The organism is Rubripirellula lacrimiformis, from assembly GCF_007741535.1.
GTDB classification, from domain to species: domain Bacteria; phylum Planctomycetota; class Planctomycetia; order Pirellulales; family Pirellulaceae; genus Rubripirellula; species Rubripirellula lacrimiformis.
Window position 1 is genome coordinate 7416939 of record NZ_CP036525.1, and the last position, 22148, is coordinate 7439086.

Consider the following 22148-nt stretch of genomic DNA (forward strand, 5'->3'; position numbering starts at 1 on the left):
GCCCGATCAGTTTTGGGAATTACCGGCAACGCTGCTCGAACCGAACGCCTGGACGATTGCTCGAGAGACGCGTGAATTCAATCCTGCATTGAATCGGCATTGCCACTTGGTAAGTCGATCTGGGATTTCAGTTTCTGTACGGGAAATCGGTTCGCTGTCACGGATCGTGTTTGGCGGCAAAGAGTCGCAGTGGTGTGGTCTTGCCTTTGACGAGTTGGGGAGGCAAAGGAATCCATGCGGACGGATCGGCTAAGACGGATTGGGTGGACTCAGTGATCAGCAGATTGTGGCCGGCTAGTTTGGTGGCCGCTTCGACTCGCGCGGCTACGTTGACTGTGTCACCGATCGCGGTGTACTCCTGGCGTTTGGGGGAACCGATACTGCCGACGACGGCAGGACCTGTGTTGATGCCAATGCCGATTTGCAAGTCGTCCCAACCCGCGTCTTGAAAAATCGAGCTGGACTGCTGGACGCAATTCCGCAGTGCCAGTGCCGAATCGACTGCGTTTTGTGCATGTCGTTCCGTATTTGCGCCGACACCAAAGATTGCCATAAATCCGTCACCCAAAAACTTGTTAACCATCCCGCCGTTCGACTCCACGCATTCAACGGCTTCGCGAAAAAACACGTTCAGCGCTGAAACCACTTCGCTGGGCGAATGTTCCGACGAATACTGCGTAAAATTTCGTACGTCGACAAACATCACGGTGATGACTTGTTCGCGACCGGTCAGCCGATCGCCTTGGCGGATGATTTGCCGCGCGGCTTCTTGGCCGACGTGACGGCCAAAGGTTTGCTGCAAATGCTCGCGTTGCCGCAGGCCTTCGACCATCGAGTTGAAACTGTTGATCAGGTGCCCAAATTCGTCCGCGCAAAGCAAGTGAATATGAGTGTCCAAGTTACCCGCTGCGACTTCCGCAGCGGCGCGTCGCAATTGCTGAACTGGTCGGACGACCAGTTTTCCAAGCATCCAACTGGTGGCAAACCCAAACGCAATCGCGACCAGACCGACCGCGACGGCAAATCGTGGTGCCAAGTTTTCGTCATCCGGCAACAGTAGGATTAAGACGAGCGAAATGATGGGGCTGACCACCGAAGACACTGTCCACAGAGCGCCTCGCAAAGTGATGTTCAACGGGATGATTCCCGGCACACTGGCGGGCATCGTTTGATTCGTCTGATTTTCGGAATAGAAAACGACGGGAAACACCGCATGCTGGATCGCCAATTCAACGGCAAAGAAACTGTGCGTCACCGCAATCATCGCTGCGATCAGAAACGATGTGATCAAGTGAGCGATGACGATGCCCTGCAAAGGTTCGGGCAAAACGTACAACGAGGTGATGAAGACCGGAATGCAACTGAGCCAGCCGAGTGACGCAACCAGCAGGAACCACCAAGGCAAGTTGACGACGACACGCTGAACTTTTTGGTGTAGCTCGGCCGCAACCGGCTTTCCCGCCAACAGATCACGGTACACCGGTCGCACCCACAACAAAGGCAGCACAAAGCACAACACGGCAATCGGATAGATCAGCACATTGAACCACAACACACAATCGTCGAATCGAATCCGCTGGGCATCCGACAATAGTGGGAAAATCTGGTTGCGGTTGTAGAGGACGTTGAAGAGACTGCCGATCGCATTGGCAACCAAAGGCGAAGTGCAAACGAACAGCAACCCATGTCGCTGTAGGAAACTCCATTGGGGGCCGGAGCTGGCGCTGGGGCGATCTTGAAAATCAGGCATCCGCGATTCAAGCAAACGGGGAAAGCGAGTCAGCAGAAAACCAGCAACGATTTTCGCTGCCAAGTCGGGCGCAGACGCGATCGTCGAACACAGGTGGCCCGCAGTCTAGATGGAAAACAAAAACTTGAAACTCGAACGCGGCACGCCCATGGCATGATCGGCACCTGGCGGCGCGGTTTAGCGGAATCCGACTTCGGTGGAGACCAATGCACCGCGGTCGTCGGTCAAGGTCACTAACCACGTGTTGGCTTCCGGCGGAAGTCCCATCGCTTCGACTTTTCCAGCGGAAATCACACAGTCGATGGATTGCCATTTCCGCTCGGATCGCAGGCCCGTTTCGGTTGTGAAGTGCAATGCGGATTGAACGATCTTGGTGTCGGACTGGAACGGCACGGTGACGGTGCCGCTGTCGCTGTCGCTGTCGCTGACCTGCAACGGGCCCACGGCTGCCAGCGGTGGGGTGTTCTTCAAAATCGAGTCCACGAAAATCTGGATTTCCGGCGGGTTCCAGCCTGCTTGATGGCCGTGTGGCATTCGCGGCTCGATCCGCATCGTGCGTGGCCCCTGCACCTTGGCGTAGGACTTGGCGTAACTGTCCAGCACATAATGCTTATCGTGCGTGCCGTTGACCCACAGTGTGGGGACCGTGCATTTCTGGAGGTGACTTCCCGGGTCGTATGCAGCAACCCAGGCGTCACGGCGGTCGCCAAGACGGTCGATGGAAGGCTTTTGGACGGATTCGCCTTCGTGCAGGAATCCACATCCGTAAACAGGCACAGCGGCTTTGAATCGATCATCCAGCGAAGCGGCCAAGCAAGTCGTGTAGCCGCCCCAGCTGATCCCCGTCACAGCGGTGCGGTCGGCATCCACATCGGGGAAACTGCGGATCAGTGTATGAGCTCGCATCACGTTGGCCGCCGCGTGGTACGGCCAGTCGTCATCGATCCTTCCCCCGATGCAGTCAAACTTTTCGGGGTGTCCGTCCCCGGGGCCGCCTTGGGCAAGTCGAACGCGAGTTTCTCGTTTGTGACCCGCGTAGGGTTTCAACTTCCCTGACGCATCGAATTCAGGATTGGGAGCGCGGCGTCCTCCGAGGTCCATTGCGATCGCGGCATAACCACGGTTCGCCCACATCCAAACCCAATCGGCGAAGGCGGTCCCACCGCCACCGTGAATCAGCACGATGCCGGGATACGTTTCCCCCTGCTTGCCAATGCCCAGCGTTTTCGGCGAGGCGTAGAATGAGAAAACTTCCGTCGCTTGGCCGTCAACCATCTCGCCTTCGTAAATCAACGACTGGATTTTCGCGTCAGGATCTTCGATTCGATAGACCGGCACTTCCGACTTCAGACGCTCGATCGGCCAGACTCCTGGTGTCGAGTGGATCGCCTCATCGTCAGCTTGGACGAAAGGAATCAACCAGCAGATCGCCAGCAGCAAAACACTCAGTGAACGAGAGGAAGTCATGGAAGGGGCACTGTTGTTTGGGATAGGAGGCGGAAACGATCCAGGCCCAACAGTTTATCAGATCCCGCCGGACGCCCCTTCCCGAGTCGACCTGGCACCCGGGCAGGGCAGCGGAGTGCTCGGGCTGCCTGATTTGGACTGATCCAGACCAAGTCCAGCAATCGCTTGGACCAACCAGCCCAGTCCTGCCAATGCCGTGCATTCGCATCAAGCGTATCTTCATTGGACTCTTGATATTGAAGATATCTCCGGCGTCGCCCACCGGAGCGTCGCCAAAAGTGCGTCCGCCTCGCTCAATCCGAAACAGCGAAGTGTGTTTGTCGCCTCCCCGTGCCCAATAGCGATGGTCGTCGTGTACGTGAAACGCAATCCGGCGGGGAGTTACCCGTTGACTCGCCTGGAAATCCCCCCGTTCCCCTTTTCTTGGTCAAGTTTGACGGTTCGCCGGATTGGCGAGGTTAGCGAGATTGAAACGCGGCGCCCCGGTGGTGTAGAGCACCGGGGCTGTTTCGACGATATCACAAGATCAAGCTCGATTAGTTCGCGTGACCGCGGATGGGGCGGACACAGCAACATTGAATTGACAACAGGAACACGCAGGATGCCCAACTGCCGCTCGACAACGACGACCAGCATTCACCGCACTGCTGCAACGCGAAGGACACTTCGCCGCAGTTTGCTCGCTCTGCTGATCTGCTCGGCGGCGTCGAGTGCCTCCGCGGCCGATGTCACCTACGATGACACGCAATCCATTTCTGGCAACGACGGTCACGTGACCGTTAACGATGGCGGTAAAGTCACAAACCACTTCGAGTCCATCTACACGACCCCCTTCATCTATCGGGGAGCTCTGTATACCCTGACCCATATCGACGGGGCAACCGTCAACGGTGGAACGCTGACGAACCAGGGCTACATCATAGAAGGGGTTGTTGTCAACGGCGGAACGCTGACGAACAACTACCGAATCGTAGGCAGTGCAACCGTCACCGGCGGAACGCTGACGAACAACGACGAGATCACCGGCCAGGCAATCGTCTCCGGCGGAACGCTGACGAACGGTAGCGAAATCGGGTCAGGTGCAAACATCACCGGCGGAACGCTGACAAACAATGGCGAAATCTTCTACGCCCCGACGCTTGTCGGAGCAAATGGTCGCTTGGCAGGGACAGGATACAGCCTAAGCGTCCAAAACTCGGGAACCCATGCGATCGGCAATTCGATCGGCACATACGCTGCGGACAGCTACCAAGCCCAAGCAGGTTCGATTCTGGACATCGAGATCCAACCCAGTAGCGGTGCACCAGCGGCACCTGTGGCCGGAACCGACAATGATTACCTCGATGTATCTGGTACCATCGACATCGACCCCAATGCTCGTGTGAAGGTGAGCCTGCTGCCCGGGGCCAACGCCAATGATCTCGCCTTGGGCGCAAAATACACGTTTCTAAAAGCCGGAACGATCAACGGTCAATTTAACGCGAACGTGATCGAAGACTTGGCCTTCTTCGACGTTGAATTGAATTGGCAGACCACCACGCCTGGCGACGACTTTTACTCATTCAGCTTGATCGAAGCACCAGCCCGGTTTGCGGAGTTTGACAATTCATCGAACAACCGATCGCTGGGGAGCGTTTTGGACACGATTACCGGCACAGGCGACATGGCGGATGTCCTGGGGCAGGCCCGAATGTTCAGTGGTTCGCAGGTCAGCTCCTTCATCAGCCAGGTCGGTGGCAGCAGTTTCGGCAGCAACAACCAAATCGCGGTCCAGGGCACTAGCCTGATGACCCAAACGATCGCTGGGCAGATTCGTGCTCAACTGTTCAACGGCTCCGGTTCCGCTATGGGCCCCGGTCCGATGATGGCGCAAAGCTCGTCCCCGCGTGACGCGTCCCCCATTGAATTGGTCAGTTATGTTGATGTGGGGCCCGCTGCTTACTCGTCGCGGCAAGCCGTGATGCAGACTCGCACCGAGTGGCAAGGTTGGGTGCTGGGTTATGGTCTGGATGGTTCAGCCGATTCCAATGGCGGTGTCTCGGGAATCCACTACGGTCTCGGCGGCGTGACGGCGGGTATCCAGCGCAGTGTGGACGATACCCATTCGATCGGCTTCTTTGGCGGTTACGTCGGATCGAACGCGACCGGGCAAACGAGCGACTTTTCGTCCCAGACCGATGGCGGCCAATTCGGTTCGTTCGTGACCGGGAACGATGGACGCAACTACTACGTGTTGATGGGTGGACTGCAATTCGAAGGTTACGACAGCAGCCGAACGATCAACGTTGGCGGAATCAACCGTACTGCCGAAGCTGACTACAGCGGCTGGCAGGGATTCACGTATCTGGAACGTGGGCTGACGCTGCACAGTGGCAAGAACACGGTGTGGCAACCTTACGGTGGTTTGCAGTACGTGTATGTCAACCAAGACGGTTTTACCGAATCGGGTGCCGGTGCGCTGAACTTGCAAGTCGATTCGCTGGACACGCATTCGCTTCGTAGCATGTTGGGCACGCGTGTCCGCCGCACGTTGGGAGATCACGGTTGGCAGCACTTCGTCACGCCGGAAGTCCGCGTGGCCTGGATGCACGAGTTCTTGGACACCAGCACGTTGGTCAATTCGCAATTCGCCGGCGTCGGCGGCAGCGGGTTCACGAACAGCGGCCTGGACCTGGGCCGTGACTGGGTGCTCGCCGGTGCCGGACTGTCGTTCCAGTTGACCGACCGCTTCGACACTCGAGTCGACTACAACACGCAGGTCAACGCACACCAAGACCTGCACATCGGTTCGGGCCAGATCAATTACCGCTGGTAGCCGGTAACAAAGACTTCTTAGCCGACCAATTCTTTGTAAACACAACGCATGGGTTGCCGAGTCGAAAACCATCGCTCGATACTTGCGATGAAAACGGCGTAACATCGTCACTCGCTTCCATCTCTCTCAAAAGAAGGTCAACTCAGTGGATGCCGTTGGGGGCCATCCACCTTTCATACGATCGTCTTTTCTTCCAGCGAATTCGTATCCGCTTCCCCGATTTGCGTTTTGTGGCGTTTCTGGTGTTTGCCGCAAATAAAAGCGAGCATCAGCGCAGACCGGTACCGCGTCGACTTTCTTGTGGCAGCAGCGGATGAAGACGCGGGGGATCGAATCAGGAACCTTCGCCGCGATTCCATCAGCGATCTGCTTCGACGTCCAACGCAACAGCCTTAGGTATTCGCGAATCGATACATGCATCATCGACTTACCACGCGGTCCCACTGAACTGGCAGGCGATCAGCAAGCCCTCTGTGATTTCAAAATCGAGTTGTTTCGGGTCCACTGCAAATTCTTCGATTGCGTTTCGCACCGTCGTGTAAAAATATGGGTCTGCGAATTGAAGGGCACTGACGTTCACTGACATGGTGATGGAGAATCCAACTGCATCCCACTGAGCCAATTGTCGGCAGGCTTGCCGAATGATCCAGTTGCTGACGGGCAAGATTTCACGGCTTCGTTCCAGTAAATGGATGAAACGATCGGGCGGCAAGGTACACGGAGCAAAACACAACCATCGTGCGCGGCAACACAGGTTGATTCGCTGGGCAAAATTGGGAGAGCCAAAACCCGCCGAATCTCTACAACCAAGACCACTTTTTCGAACGTTGTGACCGGAGTGTCCCACCAGCCCTCGCCCGACTTTCAACTTCACCCTCCCAGGGGACGTCGATTGGATTGCTGACGTAGTGGGATTCGCCAGAATTCCCTTCCAGCGGGTAAGAACCCTGAGGGACAGAGCACCTTTTCGAGGGTTGATTTTCAGGATTGACACGCGAATAACGATTAGGTTGAGTTTGACGCTGGTTTCTTCCTTGTGAGGTTGCGTCGATGGTTCGTCTTTCCCGCTTTGAAGTGTTCGATCCCGATGAAGTGGCGGTTGCCCATGTTTGGAACCGCACCTGTCGCCGCTGTTTTCTGTTTGGCGACGATTCCGTCTCCGGCAAGAACTTCGACCTTCGAAAGGTTTGGATTGAAGACTTGCTGCAGCATCTCGCGGCTGAGTTTGGGATCGACTTGCTGGGCTTTGCGATCCTCTCGAATCACTTCCACCTGATTCTTCGCACTCGCCCCGATGTGGTGGCGTCCTGGAGTGACGAGGAAGTGGCCGCGCACTGGTGCCGGATCTGTCCCCACAACCGCAAGCCCGATGGCAGCCCGGCCGAGCCGACCAAGCCAGAAATTCGCTCCATTGCCGGTTGCCCAGTGAAGCTGGCCGAGATTCGCCAGCGACTGTCCAGTCTGAGTTGGTGGATGCGTTTGCTGTGCCAGCGGGTCTCGATGCGGGCCAACGCCGAGGAAGACGAAAGCGGCCGGTTCTTTCAAGATCGCTACAAAGCCACACGGCTGGTCGATGAAGCCAGTTTGCTGGCGTGCTCAGCCTATGTGGATTTGAACTTGATTCGGGCCGCGATGGCCCAAACGCTGGAAACGAGCGATCACACGTCGGTGCAGCGTCGGATCGAAGCAGCCCAGCAGGACATTGCCCAACCGCAGGACGCCCCTGAAGCACTGGAAGATAGGCCGGAGCGTCAAACCAAACGTCCCGATGCGTTCCTCTCTCCGCTTACCATCGACGAAGCGTCGGATCCAATTGGCCCTGATTGGCACACCGCATCAAGCGTTTGCATGGCCGACCCAAGAATTTCGTTCGTACGAATCTTCTGCGTCTCGGTCCACTCGGCATCCAAGATTGGAATGAGTATTCGGTCGGGTTGTACGAGGCAATCAGCACAATGACGTCCACCGAATTTTCGGTCGCTAGCGAACGGACGAAATCAACAGCCTTATTGGCGGCATCGGAACCATCAATTGGCAATGAAATCTTCATCGAAATGACTCCTGTGTGGATGTCGGAGCGACGGAGTAGAACCTCATTTGTGTCCGGATCGTCGATGATTCTCGTCACCAGACGCAATCGGGCGTCACTTTTCTCCACTATTTGCTGAATTAGAACGAACGGGGCCGTCACCCCTTGCGAACGGCCTCACTATGGGTTGTAGAATCTTGAGCTTTACTTGGTAGCGGTTGGGGCCCGGCAACTTTCAACCTGCGTCAATGTCACTATGCCGACTGCTAGATAATCGATGAAAATCAGCCTCCTGAGTTTTCGCAATTTTCGTTGTTTTGGTCCGAATCCTGTTTCGATCGACTTGAATGATATTTCGGTTCTGATAGGTGAGAACGGGGCGGGAAAGTCAGCCGCTCTTCTCGGACTGGCTCGATTGTTCGGACTCACCAAAGAGCAACGTTCAATTCGCGCCGATGACTTTCATTTGCCGGTCGGAGTTTCGCGATCTGATGCCGATCTAAAGTCGTTGTCACTTTGGATCGAGGCCAGAATCGAATTCGATGCGGAAGGCGGCGGAGATGATACGTCCGCTATTCCTGAACACTTCAAGCAGATGCGGGTGAATGAACCCGGTGGTCGACCGTATTGTCGAATCCGCCTCGAAGCAGTCTGGCAAAAAGGAAATTTGCCTGAAGGTGAGGTTGAGCAATCGCTGAACTGGATCAAAACGTCGTCTGATATCTCAGATGAAATTGACGACGAATATCGCCAGCCGCTCTCGGCGTTCGAGCGACAGCGAATTCACGTTCACTACATTCCCGGAGCACGTGATCCATCGAAGCATGTCCGCGTTTCATCGCAATCGCTGCTCAAACGGTTGCTCGATGCCGCTCGTTGGACAGACGACCTTGCCGATTCGATCAACACTGCGACCGACGGAATCGTAAGCGACTTTAGTAATGAACCGGCAATTACAGAGCTTCAGCGTTCGCTCAATGAGTCTTGGAACGGGTTGTACAACCGCAGTCGATTCAAAGAAATCGTATTGCACCTCGAAACACAAACCGTTGAAGACTTCGTCTCGTCCTTCACAGCAGGAATGAAGACCGAAGCAGAAGATGATTGTGTTCCCGTAGATCGATTGAGCGACGGGCTGCGATCACTCTTGTACTTTTCGATCATGAAATCCGCTTTCCAGATCGAGCAAGCCGCAATCGACGACTTCTTTGGCGGCCACCCGTTCGACGAAGAACGCCTTGACCCTCCCCTGCTGACAGTGTTCGCGGTCGAGGAACCAGAGACCCACCTCGCACCGCATTTGCTGGGACGAGTAGTGAAAATGTTTCGCGATATCGTCAAGCCACCGAGGGCTCAGGCGATCTTCTCGTCACACTCTCCTTCCGTGCTTGCCCGAATTGAGCCCGAGGAAATTCGATACTTGCGGCTCGATTCTACCACGGCGGTCGCGTCGGCTCACAAATTGAGCCTCCCCACGGAACAGTCCGACGCGGACAAGTTCATTCGCCAGGCGGTGCGTGCCTATCCGGAATTGTATTTTGCTCGCCTTGTTGTTCTCGGAGAGGGGGACAGCGAGCAAGTTGTGATGGCACGTCTCCTTGATGCAAACGATTTGCCTTCCGATCCCAATGTCATTTCTGTCGTTCCTCTTGGCGGTCGTCATGTGAATCACATGTGGCGTCTGCTCAATAGCCTTTCCATTCCCCATCTCACATTGCTAGACATGGATTGCGATCGAAAGGGTGGAGGTTGGGGACGGATTCACTACGTCTGTGAACAACTTATTGAACTTGGTCACAAGCGAGAAGAAATTCTTGAAGTTGTTGATGACGATAACACTTCTGTCATGAGTGACGAGACCTTTGCAGAAATGCCTAATTGGGGCATGCCCCATGATGACTTCACCGGATGGGTTAAGAGCCTTCGCAAGTACGGCGTCTATTTTTCTGACCCCCTGGATCTGGATTACTCGATGTTGCGAAAGTTCCCTGAGCAATACCAGGAGACTGCCGACGGCGCACCACGGATACTTTCCAAAAAACAGGAGCTTAGAAGTGCTCAGATCACTGGTCTGTTCCGAACGGTTTTTGGAAAGAAAAACATCGCTGAACCCGAACGACTTGAAACTCAGCTTGAAAGCCTTCAATGGTATCGACACCTCTTTCTTCAACGCAGCAAACCCGCGACGCACATGGCGGCTCTTGCTGAAATCAAAGACGAAGATTTGCTGGAGAAATGCCCTGACGAATTGAAGAGTTTGATACGCGCAATCAAAGCGAAGACAAAGAATGGCTAGACTGCGCAATCGGAATCCAAAGATTGAGGAACAGTCTTGGCAGCCCGTCGGGATCGAGTCCCTAGAAGACACAGCCCTGACTGCTGCTCAGGCTGCAAGGAATAGTATCGTCGTTGCTGGCCCAGGTGCCGGTAAGACTGAATTGCTCGCTCAGCGAGCTGATTATCTGCTGCGAACTGACACGAGCAAGTCACCTCGCCGAATCCTTGCAATAAGCCTAAAGCGTGATGCTGCGAAGAATTTGCAAGATCGTGTCGGGAAGCGTTTGCCAGCGGAATTGGCAGAGCGTTTCGACTCGATGACGCTCGACGCGTTCAGTAAGAATCTTGTCGATAGATTCCGCCTGGCAATTCCAGAATTCTGGCGACCAAACGACGACTATCGTATTGAGTTCAATATAAAAGAGGAGCGTGCGGACCGTATGATCCGAGAGGCTGCCGAGCGACTTAGATGCGAACCCGCTGACTTGTCCGGCATCGGACCAATCCGGTGGTACCGGGAGTGCTTTTCACAGCGTCTCCAAATCGACGGAAGTGCGATCCTGGAAAACGGTTCAACACGCGAACGATTGGCGGTGTCGCAGTGGCAGCACTATCTTCATGGGAAATACCGCTACCTTAACTTTCACATGATCGCTCGTCTCGCAGAACTGATGTTGCGATCCAACCCGGCAGTTCTACACGCGATGCGAGCAACCTACTCGCACGTTTTCCTCGATGAATTCCAGGACACGACCAACCTTCACTACGATCTTCTACGAACGGCATTCCTTGATTCGGAATCAGTCTTGACCGCAGTTGGCGATACGAAGCAGTGCATTATGACTTGGGCAGGCGCGCTGGCCGGAATCACGAAACGATACGCGGAGGAGTTCACGGCTGATTCGTACGCCCTTCGAGCTAACTATCGGTCAGAACCGGAATTGATCCACATCATTGGATCACTTGCTCAGCAGATCGAGCCCGAGGCGATTCTTCCTGTCTGCGGTAGGGGACGCGAATCTGGCGATGGACAATGTCGCGTCATCGAGTTCTCTGACGATTCCGAGGAGGCCATCGCAGTCGCATTGGTTTTGAATGAGCTGGTCGAGGATGAAGGTGTCGAACCGCGAGATATCTGCGTGCTCTGCCGAAAGCGTGTCGATCAATACTCGTCCAATCTGGTCGACGCGTTGCAGCAGATCAACGGTTTGGCGAGAGTTCGCGATGAAACAAAACTTCAGGATTTGCTGGCTGAGCCGCTGGTTGAACTGGTTGCCGATGCGTTTCTCGTGGCGGCAAGCGATGAACCTCAGCCGGATTCGTGGTCCCGCCTACAAAGAGTTCTAGAAAAGACTGGGCGCAGTGAGTCCGCTCAACAACAGAGGATTCGCAACAAACTGCTTAGCACTTTGGTCGACTGTTTGCGGTTGTCACTTCCACAGTGTGCAAAGACTGTCGATGGGATCGCGGTCGAGGTGAATCGAGCCATCGACGCAATCGGAGAGAAGTCGTTTCGCCAGAGTCATCCGCAGTATCGACAAGGAACCTTCTTCGAGGAGACCGTCTCCAGCTTGGTCAAGCAACTTGGGTTTCGCTATGGCGACGAATCACAACAGTTCGGGACCTGGATCGAAGTGATCCGTGATTTGCGTGGCGAAACCTCCATTCCAGTGATGACAATCCACAAAAGTAAAGGATTGGAGTATCACACCGTCATCTTCGTTGGACTGGAGGATGCTGCTTTCAATAATCTGCAAGACCCAACCGGAGATGGGAATTCCTTTTTCGTCGCCTTCTCACGAGCGAAAAAACGCGTGCTCTTTACTTTCGCGAAGTCACGGTTCAAGCGGATGCAAAGCCGCAAGAACGTCAATCTACTGTACGGCTGGCTTGAGGAAGCAGGTGTGGGAATCGAGAGTGCGGCTGATATTGATTTCGACGAGTCGATCTGGTGATCGTTGAAACGATGTGCTTCGTCACCCCGCTCCAAAGCGGAGCCACCGCGTAACGTCCGTGGCCGGATACGCGGAAACATTCCGGTCGGTCAATGAAACAGATACGTATCGGTTTCGGCTGCCACCTAACGACACCGCAAGTCTTTGCTAAAACCTGGCTTCCAATCTTCCCTATATCTCTCGCACTCGGGGCATATCGTGCACGACGCGGCACTTCAGTACTTACGTTCGGCAGTCGGGAATCCAACAGCTCGGTTTCGTGATGGCCAATGGGAAAGCATCGAATCGGTTCTGAACCGCCAACGCATTTTGGTTGTTCAGCGGACGGGCTGGGGGAAGAGCATGGTCTATTTCGTGGCAACACGTTTGCTGCGAGACAAAGGGGCCGGTTGTACCCTGCTTGTTTCACCTCTGCTCTCGCTGATGAGAAATCAGCAAGCCGCGGCGAGTGCGTTGAACTTGCAAGCTGTGTCGATGAACTCCTCTAATCGGGATGAGTGGGACGATATCCAGCAACGGTTGCAGAACGACGAGATTGATGTCCTGCTCGTTTCGCCGGAACGGTTAGGGAACGAGGATTTCCGCCAGAACGTGTTGCCGCTGCTTGCGAACAACGTCGGACTGTTTGTTGTCGACGAAGCACACTGCATATCGGACTGGGGCCACGACTTCCGGCCGGACTACCGACGAATCGTTAGGATCGTCGAAGCACTTCCCAGCAATGTTCCTGTTCTCGCAACGACGGCCACGGCCAATAACAGAGTCGTCGCGGATATCCAACTACAGATTGGCGACGCAAAAGTACAGCGAGGCCCTCTCGTCCGCGAAAGTCTACGGCTCCAGAATATTTCAATGCCAAGCCCTGCTGCGAGGTTCGCTTGGCTTGCCGAGAAAATCCCTGAGTTTGAAGGGAGCGGCATCGTCTACACGCTTACCCAGCGTGATGCGGAGAGAGTCACTGAGTGGCTCCAAATCTGCGGCATCAACGCGCTGTCATATCACGCTGGCGTCGAGGATCGCGAGGCACGGGAACAGGCACTGCTTGCGAACGAGGTCAAGGTGCTTGTCGCGACTGTTGCTTTGGGGATGGGGTTTGACAAACCGGACATTGGATTCGTAGTTCATTTCCAGCGGCCAAGTTCGGTTGTTCACTACTACCAGCAAGTCGGACGTGCTGGGCGTGCTGTTGAAAACGCTCTGGGCATCCTGCTCCATGGTTCGGAAGATGACGACATCGCAGACTTCTTCATACGCAACGCATTTCCCCCGCAGGCACACGTTGACCAGATCATTCAGGCACTTAGCGAAAGCGACGGTGGCCACTCGATTCCAAAGCTACAGGCGTCTCTGAATATCGCGAACGGCCAGATAGCGAGCGCGATCAAGTACCTCTCCGTGGAGTCGCCCTCTCCAATCGCAAAGATCGGTTCAAGCTGGAACGTGACCGCGTCCGCAGCCAAATACCAAGTCGATTCTGAGATGGTCACCGCAATCACCAAGATACGACGGGACGAACAAGCGGAGATGCAGCGGTATGTGGACAGCGGCGAGTGTCTGATGCACTTTCTGAGCAATTCGCTCGACGACCCAAATGCTGCCGCGTGCGGTCAGTGCGAGAACTGTGTAGGGCAGCCACTCATCGACGTTGACTACGATGAGTCTCTCGCAGTCAGAGCAGTCCACTTCCTGCGTCGTAGCTTTCAAGAACTCGCACCAAGGAAGGCTTGGCCAGCTCACAGTCCGCTGCCTACCTACGGATTTTCTGGGAAAATCGGTGATGATGTGCGGGCATCTGAAGGAAGGGCGCTCTGTCTGTGGAGAGATGCGGGTTGGGGGGAACAAGTTGCTCGCGACAAGTATGATACGAAACGTTTTGACGATTTGCTGGTTGACGCGTGTGCGTCAATGATCGAACAATGGAGTCCGGAGCCGTACCCCAGTTGGGTTACTTGCGTGCCCTCGTTGAACAATCCAACAACCGTACCGGATTTCGCGGGTCGTTTAGCTGCTAAACTGGGATTACCGTTTGTCAACTGTGTTCAGAAGGTTCGTGCGACGCCACCACAGAAAGAGATGCAAAACAGTTTCCAGCAAGCGAGCAACTTGGACGGCGCGTTTCAAGTTTCAGATGAAAATTTTCCAAACGGAGCATGCCTGTTGGTCGATGACATTGTTGATTCAAGATGGACTTTTACCATTATCGCTGCGCTACTTCGGGAGCGTGGCTGTGAAGCCGTGTTCCCGATGGCGTTAGCACTCAGCTCACCACGAATGGACTGAGGGATTTCAAATGAGTACTACTACCCAACCGCTTAGCGAAGACGCAAAGACGATCCTGCTGCTTGCAGGTTGGTTCGGCGAGAAGAGCGCTGGCTGTGATCCATTGAGTCTGACTGCTTACAACTCACTCGTGAGTTGGTTGGTCAAGAATCAAATGCGGCCTGCGGACGTGCTTGAATTAGATGACGTGCATGACGCGGCGAACGCGGCTGGTGTCGACAAACAAAGATTCGAGAAGCTGCTCGGTCGAGGAGTTCAGCTTGGTTTTGCGGTCGAAGAGTGGAACCGAAATGGAATTTGGATCGTCTGCCGTAGCGACGATGACTATCCAACTCGCTACCGTGAACGACTCAAGAAATTGGCACCACCAATACTTTACGGAGTTGGCGACAAGTCCCTAATGGCAGGAGGCGGCGTGGCGATTGTTGGCTCTCGAAACGTCGATGCCGCAGGCGAAGAATTTGCCAGAGAAGTTGCGGCTTGGTGTGCGACAGGAAATAACCCCGTCATTTCAGGTGGAGCGAGGGGCGTCGACAAAACTGCGATGGAAGGGGCGTTGAGAGCCGGTGGTACCGTTGTCGGCGTACTTGCAGACAGCCTGCTCAAGACCAGCGTCAGCCGCAACGCTCGCGACGCCATCGCGGAGAATCAACTTCTGTTGATCTCACATTGTCACCCCAAGGCTCGATTCACGGTCGGCACGGCGATGGGGCGCAACAAATTGATCTACGCCATGGCAGACGCCGGGCTAGTTGTCAGCTCTGAATACAAGAAGGGCGGCACATGGGCTGGTGCCGAAGAGGAGTTAAAGCGAAAATCGCCACAACCTGTATTTGTACGAAACGGTCCAGGTTCACCAATCGGTAATACACGGTTGCAAGAGTTGGGCGCTGTGCCGTTTCCTGACCGCTGGCAAGACCTCGACCCTCGTTGTCTTCATAAAATCATTGATGACGCACAGTCTCGCTCGTTAGCTCAGAAAACACCACTCTTTCCGGTCGAAGTTGTATCCACCGATGACCCTCCAAGCGAAGCGACGGTAAACGGAAAAGCTAAGCCGTCAAATGTTGGTGACTCCATTCCGACAGCCATGACGGCTTACGACGCGGTGCTTGAACTGTTGCTGTACTCGCTCGCTGAACCACTAACGGTCAATGAAGTGTCCGAGCGACTGCAAGCGAAGAAGAACCAAGTTCAGGATTGGTTGAATCAAGCCGTTTCGGAATCTCGGGTTGTAAAACTAACCCGCCCAACGCGATACCAACGCCATTGCGGATCGCAGTATTTGTAAGGAAATATCCGTTCCGCCTTGTACGGAGCGAGATGCGTGTGTTGCGTATTGAGTGATAGATAGCCGTCTAAGTTAATTCGCTCCAGTCCGTCCTTTCCAAACGGAGCGAAGTTCAGCGACTGGGGGTGCTCGACGTCACGCGGATCAATTTTGTGCGAACCGAGCATCGCTGAAATCGAGACGAAATGAACTGCAGCGATCGGGCCGTCGATCAATGAAATCGAAGCAGCGTCGTCAAGCAGTTTCGTCAGCCGGTCAAGAACGAAAGCTCGAAGCATCTCCGGTAGTTTTGCCGACTGGACGAAAGCCGTTGGGATCTCGCCGACATCGAGTTGGTGCTTTCCAGCGCTCGTCCGTCCGTAAAATCGTGAACTTTCTTTAAAAGTCACCATGTGTGGTTTCTGAAAGCTATCTGGGATGCGGACGAGTATCGCTGGGCCTTCGTCACCGCCCTCGATCTCGATAACGTCTAGACAGACGATTCTGGGTGCGACGCCGTGAGAAGAACCCTGAGGGACAGAGCACCTTTTCGAGGGTTGATTTTCAGGATGGACACGCGAATAGCGATTGAGTGGAGTTTGACGCTGGTTTCTTCCTCGTGAGGTTACGTCGATGGTTCGTCTTGCCCGCTGTGAAGTGTTCGATCCCGACGAGGTGGCGGTGGCCCATGTTTGGAACCGCACCTGTCGCCGCTGTTTCCTCTTTGGCGACGATTCCGTCTCCGGCAAGAACTTCGATCTTCGAAAGGTTTGGATTGAAGACTTGCTGCAGCATTTCGCGGCTGAGTTTGGGATCGACTTGCTGGGCTTTGCGATCCTCTCGAATCACTTCCACCTGATTCTTCGCACTCGCCCCGATGTGGTGGCGTCCTGGAGTGACGAGGAAGTGGCCGCGCGCTGGTGCCGGATCTGTCCCCACAACCGCAAGCCCGATGGCAGCCCGGCTGAGCCGACCAAGCCAGAAATTCGCTTCATTGCCGGTTGCCCGGTGAAGCTGGCCGAGATTCGCCACCGACTGTCCAGTCTGAGTTGGTGGATGCGTTTGCTGTGCCAGCGGGTCTCGATGCGGGCCAACGCCGAGGAAGACGAAAGCGGCCGGTTCTTTCAAGATCGCTACAAAGCCACACGGCTGGTCGATGAAGCCAGTTTGCTGGCGTGCTCAGCCTACGTGGATTTGAACTTGATTCGGGCGGCGATAGCCCCGACGCTCGAAACCAGCGATCACACGTCGGTGCAGCGTCGGATCAAAGCAGCCCAGCAGGACGTTGCCCAGTCGCAGGACGCCACTCAAGCACTGAAAGAAGGGCCGGAGCGTCAAACCAAACGTCCCGATGTGTTCCTGTCTCCGCTCACCATCGACGAAGCGTCCGATCCAATTGGCCCTGACCCGTCACCGCTTCGGGATCGCTGCAGCGAAAAGGGGTTCCTGGCGATGTCGTTGGCGGATTACCTGGAACTGCTGGACTGAACTGCCCGTCAGTCGGTCCCGGGCAAAGGGGGCACAACGCCGGCTTCCGCTGCGGCGGTGTGGAAACGCTTGGGTCTGGACGGGACGGTTTGGTGTGAACTGGTCGGTAACTTTGGCCAGCTGTTTGGCAATGTTGCCGGGCGTCCCGAGAGCGTTGATTCGATACGCAGTCACCAGACGCAGCGACGGTATCACTTGCGACGTCGCGCCCGTGAGTTGATGACGACCGCTTAGCCGCACCTCTCGCTCTACTTTTGCCGTTCGTCCACCGATTGGGCTGAAGGTCCGTCGGTGCTGCAGCCGAAACGGCTCAGAGCGGACGGGTCGACAGCTGGCGACGCCCCGGAACCGCTTCCCCTGCAGGCAACCACAAACTGACCTACAGCAGGTCTCGCCGACGCTCCCCGAAAGAGTGCTCTGTCCCTAGTTTGCTTCCAAAAGCCAAAACGACCGTGCCATTCGTGGGTGGCACCGGACGCTTGCACTCCGCAGAATTTCAGCCGACCAACGTCTGCTAAGCCGATGCATCCGCTGTCCCGAGCAAACCAACAAAAACCGTGTCTGCGCCCAACGCAGGTTTCTTAGTGTTGAAATGAGTTGGACAGAACAGTCACTCGTCGTGGAGTGTGAATGCCAAGTGATGGCAGATAAAGACCGCGGGTATGCCCTGAGCCATAATTTCGGTTTCGCGATCGTGTTCAGAATAGCGATGCTGTCTTTCGGCAAATTTTGGATGGGAGGTCAATTCGCACTCAAGTTTGCTCGCAAGTGCACTGAACAATGCCTGAGCGTCATCCGATACGAGATAGGCAGCCAGTGCGGCTTGAGTTGAGAAAGGCGCGCTTCGTCCATCAAGATACTTCTGCAAATCTCCTGCGTACTCAGCAACTGCACCAGGTGACTTCAGTACCTTCGCCTCGACCGACCAGCGAATGCGTCGATTGATCAGAAGAACGAAACCAAGGTCGCAGGAAGGCGGTCGAGCCGAACGTTTTGAAAGCGACTCGAATTCCCACGCTTCGTGCTGTGGAACGAACGATTCAAATCTGCTTGCGTTTGCACCCCACAGCGACGTGATTTCGGTCATATGCAGATCGGTAAGACTTCGCTCAAGTTGGGCGTAGTCCTTTGAGAAATCAAGCTGTTTGAAGTTTGGTAGTGCTTTTACGCGATCGAACCCATCCCATACCAGCGTGAGTATTTGTGTGACGACATGAGGAGGCCATGCATCGGCGATTGCACGAAACTCTGGTGTGGAATCTGGAAACAGGTCGTCGAAAATCGTTGGTAGACGCGAACTCATTTTGCTGTGGCCCGATTCTGTCGATCCGCGACAATCGCAGCAGCCAACTCATCGGCGTCACGTAGTCCCTGTGAACGCGACCAGTATCGACGCTGATCTGGTTTCACAAAAAGGACGGTTGGAATCTTTGTCCCATCCTCCGCTGCCTGAGTTACGAAAACACGAGCGACTCGGCGAAACCCAAGACCGGAGGAAATTGGCTGGCCGTCTCGGGAACGAATTGTCATTTGTTGTTCATAGAACTTCGCCAATTCTGCACGAAGTTCGTCCGCCTGCATCATTTCCTTCTTGCACAATCGACGTCGACCGGGCCAATCCAAGTGAATCGCAACCATTCGCACAGGCAGACGTGCCTCGCCAGGGGCTTCCTCAAACACGGTCGCGCGAACGGCTCGTTCTTTCCCGAATGTTGCTCGCAGGGTCTTGATGAAGAAATCTGCGTACTGCATCAGATCATCGTTCTCCTCTTTCTCAACCCGCCGCGTTTTGTTGCGTGATGGCTTTTCGCCAGGCTTCGATGAGCCTTCGCGATAACCAAACTCTAGGAGATCGGAAATCAGTGCACGTTCTGGTTCCTTGAGTTGAAATGCGTCTTCAACCACTCTGTCAACCTCGTCGAGCCTTAATGAGTCGAGGGCCGGTAACGCAGCAGCGTCGGGAAGTGGAACATCCAATATATGACCAGCTAAAGCCTCTGCACGATCGAAGGCAAGTCTACTCGTTAACGCGAGATGATAGGTGGACACGCTACTGCGAAAGGCAAGGCACGCTGCGGAAAGCCAGTCGTCCGTGCCGGAAAATTGATGAACCGAGACGAAGCTCTTTGTGCAGAGGACCCCCTTTGCCTCTCCTTGCGGGTTGACAACCTGCGCCTGAAAACGCCCAACGGACTTTATGAGCGATTTTTTAATGAGCAGCTGCGGAAGTTCAAAGTACTCCTCACCGGGGAATCGGTGTACTTCAGGATCTTTGTTCTTCGGTAGAATTTTGGCATTCAGGAAGAATGAATCGGCGTCTGGAAAACCAGAGTCTTCCAGAATTCGTCGATTTATAATTCTTGGTTCAGTGTCACATCGATCTCCCCGCTTAAGCCCCTCTCGCGTCAGTAGCAGTTGACCATCTTTAGCTCTCCCGATCTTTCTTGATTCTAGCTTACGCAACGTCATCGCGAGTCTAAGCGTATCAATTAAATTTGCATCCCGACGCTGACCTAAAAGCAATATCGTCCAGATTACAGGATTGTGTATCGCTTCACCGGCACTGAGCTCGTGTGTGTCTTGCCGTTCAATGGCGATGACAGATTCGTCTTCCGTCGTAAAGAGTGGCTTTGGGCAAATATAAGTGAGTGTATAGTCGGACTCCGGCTCCGACGGGCGCAAGGTAACTAAACATGCTGGTGACTTCACACCCTTGAACAGTTGCCACCGCAAATGAGCGAACGACACTACCTCTTCCACTCGATGTCCAGAGAATACATTGGTTCTAAGTTGCTTCGACTCTTTTGAACTTCGCTGATACAGCAACGTCGCCGCCGGTAGAATCATCGAAACTCGACCTGACTTCAGTGTTAACGCTGCTCCTTTTGCCAAAAACAGTGGGCCCGCGTTTCCATCGGCAACAGGCCAGCCATGCTTTGACGCCCAAGCGGTTCCAAGCGACTCGTCATCCAACGAACTGTCTCGCCACGGCGCGTTTCCAACGACTAAATCCCATATCGGTTTTCTGCCGTCCTTTTCGTCGGGTGTAGCAAATTCGTCGTGCTCTTCGGAAAAGAAGTCGCTCTTGATTAGCCGAATATTGCGCAGTGGTGGAAAGATCGTTCGCTTCCAATACTGCCGCGGGTCGATTGCGTCGCATAATGCGAGACAAAGACTGAACGACGCGACTCGAATTGCGTCTTCGTGATCGTCGACACCGAAGAGATTGTTTTCCAGCAGCCCCCGCAAGTCGTCGACTCTTGGCTCGTAGCCTGGGTTTGCGTTCTTCCATCTTTGGACAAGCCGTTGGAACGCTTTCACAAGGAATATGCCAGAACCGCAACATGGATCCAGGATTTTCAAGTCCCACTCTGTCCCACCCCACGGCAGCACGCCGTCAAGAACGAAGTCCACGAGATGCGGCGGTGTGTAGTAGGCACTCATCTGATGCTGGTCTTCGTTGAGAAACTCCTCGTAGACGCTGCTGATGAATTCCAACGGAAGCGTATCAAACGAATACAATGGCCAAAGTGAACGCTGCCCTGACTTCACTTCGACATCGCCGGCGACGAACTCGGCCAGCAATTTCAGGTGTTTGTCCGTAACGTTCTTCTTTTCACTCTCCCACTCCGTTTCGCGTTCTTCAGCCGTCTCTCCCTTGCCGGGGAACAAGTCGCCATTGAACTTATCGTTTAGCCAGCGAAACAGTGCGTATGTTTCTTCTTTGTTGCCAAGTATCTGCCGCAATGCATCTTCGTGCTGATACTGGTTGGCGAGGTGTCCGTCGAATCGACCGTCGAGCACCGACTGGCTGATGGCAGGTCGACCTTCGCTGTCCGTTCGTTGAAAGAGAAACTGAGTAAAAATGAGCCTTGCCAACATCGCATGGCATGTATCTCGCGGCAATTCTTCAGCCAGCAGCTTCTTGCGAACAGCTCGCAAGTTCGCGACCAGCATCACGTCGGCACGTTCCTTTTTCTGAAACTTCGACTTGTGTTGATCTAGAAACGCACCGCTAACGAGATTTACCCAATGCAGGGTCTGCGCAATATCCCCTTGAAGCACATTCGCTTCCGTTTCGCCTGCGGTTGCTTCGATCGGCTCCATCACACGGAGATTGTGCAATTTGCGATTCTGCGTCGGCGCCATTGAGCATGACCACGCCTGAATGCGGGTCGGCTCAAGCGTAACCAATAACGCTGACTTGGAAAAATTCCAACACAGTCGTTGAGCCTCCCGGAGCACGTCATCTGCGACGCCTTGGGAAAACTGGAGGACAATGGCAAGCGGAGCTTCGGCTGTGTCAGCCGTGGAGTTGGCGGACAAAATGCCCGTTTCGATGTTGCTTAAATCGAACTTTCGGCAAAGGGCGTTGCCAACTTTTTGTTCAACCAACTGCGCATAGTGACCTGGCCCGCCACCAGTCGGGTTAATGATATCTTCAACTTCGGGCCATCCAAGATGACGCGATGCTTGCTCCAGCCACATCCTGTGATCCCAAGAAACGTTTTTTTCTGCGGTTTCTTTCAGTCTACCGAAATCCCAGCCGTGGGGATATCCAGACTGAAGCATGGCAATCAGAGCACCATCTGGCAACATTCGCTCATCGACTTGTTTCTCACGAAGAACCCTCTCATGGATGTCCGGTTCGCACGCCAGCCCCCTTTGGGAACAGCCTTGACTGCCATCCACCTTTCAGCAGATCGTCTTTGCTTCCAGCGAATACGTGTCCGCTTCCCGGATTTGCGTTTTTCGTGTTTGCCGCGAATAGAATCGAGCGTCAGCGCAAACCGGTGCCGCGTCGACTGTCTGACGGC

12 protein-coding genes are annotated in these 22148 nt (G+C 54.7%); 7 read left to right on the top strand and 5 right to left on the bottom strand.

What is annotated here, in order from left to right; all coding sequences use genetic code 11:
• Positions 1–157: 157 nt before the first annotated feature.
• The gene (locus tag K227x_RS25860) at positions 158–1750 is read right to left on the bottom strand and encodes an adenylate/guanylate cyclase domain-containing protein (RefSeq protein ID WP_246146274.1); all 1593 of its coding nucleotides are present in this window, start codon (positions 1748–1750) and stop codon (positions 158–160) included.
• A gap of 177 nt (positions 1751–1927) precedes the next feature.
• Positions 1928–3217 (bottom strand): alpha/beta hydrolase family protein, encoded by a 1290-nt coding sequence (locus K227x_RS25865; RefSeq protein WP_145174816.1) that lies wholly within the window; start codon positions 3215–3217, stop codon positions 1928–1930.
• A 601-nt stretch (positions 3218–3818) separates the two neighbouring features.
• Here K227x_RS25865 and K227x_RS25870 point away from each other — a divergent pair.
• The gene (locus K227x_RS25870) at positions 3819–6032 is read left to right on the top strand and encodes an autotransporter family protein (RefSeq protein WP_218933539.1); all 2214 of its coding nucleotides are present in this window, start codon (positions 3819–3821) and stop codon (positions 6030–6032) included.
• Between the two features lie 427 nt (positions 6033–6459).
• On the opposite strand, the gene K227x_RS30890 is transcribed toward K227x_RS25870, so the two are convergent.
• A complete protein-coding gene (locus K227x_RS30890; RefSeq protein WP_315854326.1) occupies positions 6460–7026 on the bottom strand; it encodes an EAL domain-containing protein in 567 nt (188 codons plus the stop codon).
• Between the two features lie 56 nt (positions 7027–7082).
• On the opposite strand from K227x_RS30890, the gene K227x_RS30895 reads away from it, so the two are divergent.
• The 6 genes from K227x_RS30895 (at position 7083) to K227x_RS25900 (ending at position 17331) form a co-directional block, all read left to right on the top strand.
• On the top strand, positions 7083–7991 hold the full coding sequence (locus K227x_RS30895) for a transposase (protein WP_218933541.1): 909 nt from the start codon (positions 7083–7085) through the stop codon (positions 7989–7991).
• A gap of 347 nt (positions 7992–8338) precedes the next feature.
• Positions 8339–10357 (top strand): ATP-dependent nuclease, encoded by a 2019-nt coding sequence (locus K227x_RS25880; protein WP_145174824.1) that lies wholly within the window; start codon positions 8339–8341, stop codon positions 10355–10357.
• Positions 10350–12293 carry a UvrD-helicase domain-containing protein gene (locus K227x_RS25885; RefSeq protein ID WP_145174828.1) on the top strand — a complete coding sequence of 648 codons (1944 nt, stop codon included), beginning with the start codon at positions 10350–10352 and terminating at the stop codon, positions 12291–12293. Before K227x_RS25880 ends, K227x_RS25885 begins: the two co-directional genes overlap by 8 nt.
• 198 nt (positions 12294–12491) lie before the next feature.
• The gene (locus K227x_RS25890) at positions 12492–14573 is read left to right on the top strand and encodes a RecQ family ATP-dependent DNA helicase (RefSeq protein WP_145174831.1); all 2082 of its coding nucleotides are present in this window, start codon (positions 12492–12494) and stop codon (positions 14571–14573) included.
• Positions 14574–14703: 130 nt separating this feature from the next.
• Positions 14704–15864, top strand: coding sequence for a DNA-processing protein DprA (locus tag K227x_RS25895; RefSeq protein ID WP_218933542.1), 1161 nt, complete (start codon positions 14704–14706; stop codon positions 15862–15864).
• A 612-nt stretch (positions 15865–16476) separates the two neighbouring features.
• On the top strand, positions 16477–17331 hold the full coding sequence (locus K227x_RS25900; RefSeq protein WP_246146276.1) for a transposase: 855 nt from the start codon (positions 16477–16479) through the stop codon (positions 17329–17331).
• 610 nt (positions 17332–17941) lie between these two features.
• Here K227x_RS25900 and K227x_RS25905 read toward each other — a convergent pair.
• Together K227x_RS25905 and K227x_RS25910 are read right to left on the bottom strand one after the other, a co-directional pair.
• Entirely contained in the window at positions 17942–18634 is a 693-nt protein-coding gene (locus K227x_RS25905) for a hypothetical protein (protein ID WP_145174837.1), read from the bottom strand.
• Complete coding sequence (locus K227x_RS25910; protein ID WP_218933543.1) at positions 18631–22023, bottom strand: HsdM family class I SAM-dependent methyltransferase; 3393 nt, start codon at positions 22021–22023, stop codon at positions 18631–18633. Before K227x_RS25910 ends, K227x_RS25905 begins: the two co-directional genes overlap by 4 nt.
• Positions 22024–22148 lie beyond the last annotated feature (125 nt).

Coding starts and splice junctions, on each gene's coding strand:
- K227x_RS25860 (WP_246146274.1), bottom strand. CDS start 1,750: ATGCCTGATTTTCAAGATCGCCCCAGCGCCAGCTCCGGCCCCCAATGG.
- K227x_RS25865 (WP_145174816.1), bottom strand. CDS start 3,217: ATGACTTCCTCTCGTTCACTGAGTGTTTTGCTGCTGGCGATCTGCTGG.
- K227x_RS25870 (WP_218933539.1), top strand. CDS start 3,819: ATGCCCAACTGCCGCTCGACAACGACGACCAGCATTCACCGCACTGCT.
- K227x_RS30895 (WP_218933541.1), top strand. CDS start 7,083: ATGGTTCGTCTTTCCCGCTTTGAAGTGTTCGATCCCGATGAAGTGGCG.
- K227x_RS25880 (WP_145174824.1), top strand. CDS start 8,339: ATGAAAATCAGCCTCCTGAGTTTTCGCAATTTTCGTTGTTTTGGTCCG.
- K227x_RS25885 (WP_145174828.1), top strand. CDS start 10,350: ATGGCTAGACTGCGCAATCGGAATCCAAAGATTGAGGAACAGTCTTGG.
- K227x_RS25900 (WP_246146276.1), top strand. CDS start 16,477: ATGGTTCGTCTTGCCCGCTGTGAAGTGTTCGATCCCGACGAGGTGGCG.
- K227x_RS25905 (WP_145174837.1), bottom strand. CDS start 18,634: ATGAGTTCGCGTCTACCAACGATTTTCGACGACCTGTTTCCAGATTCC.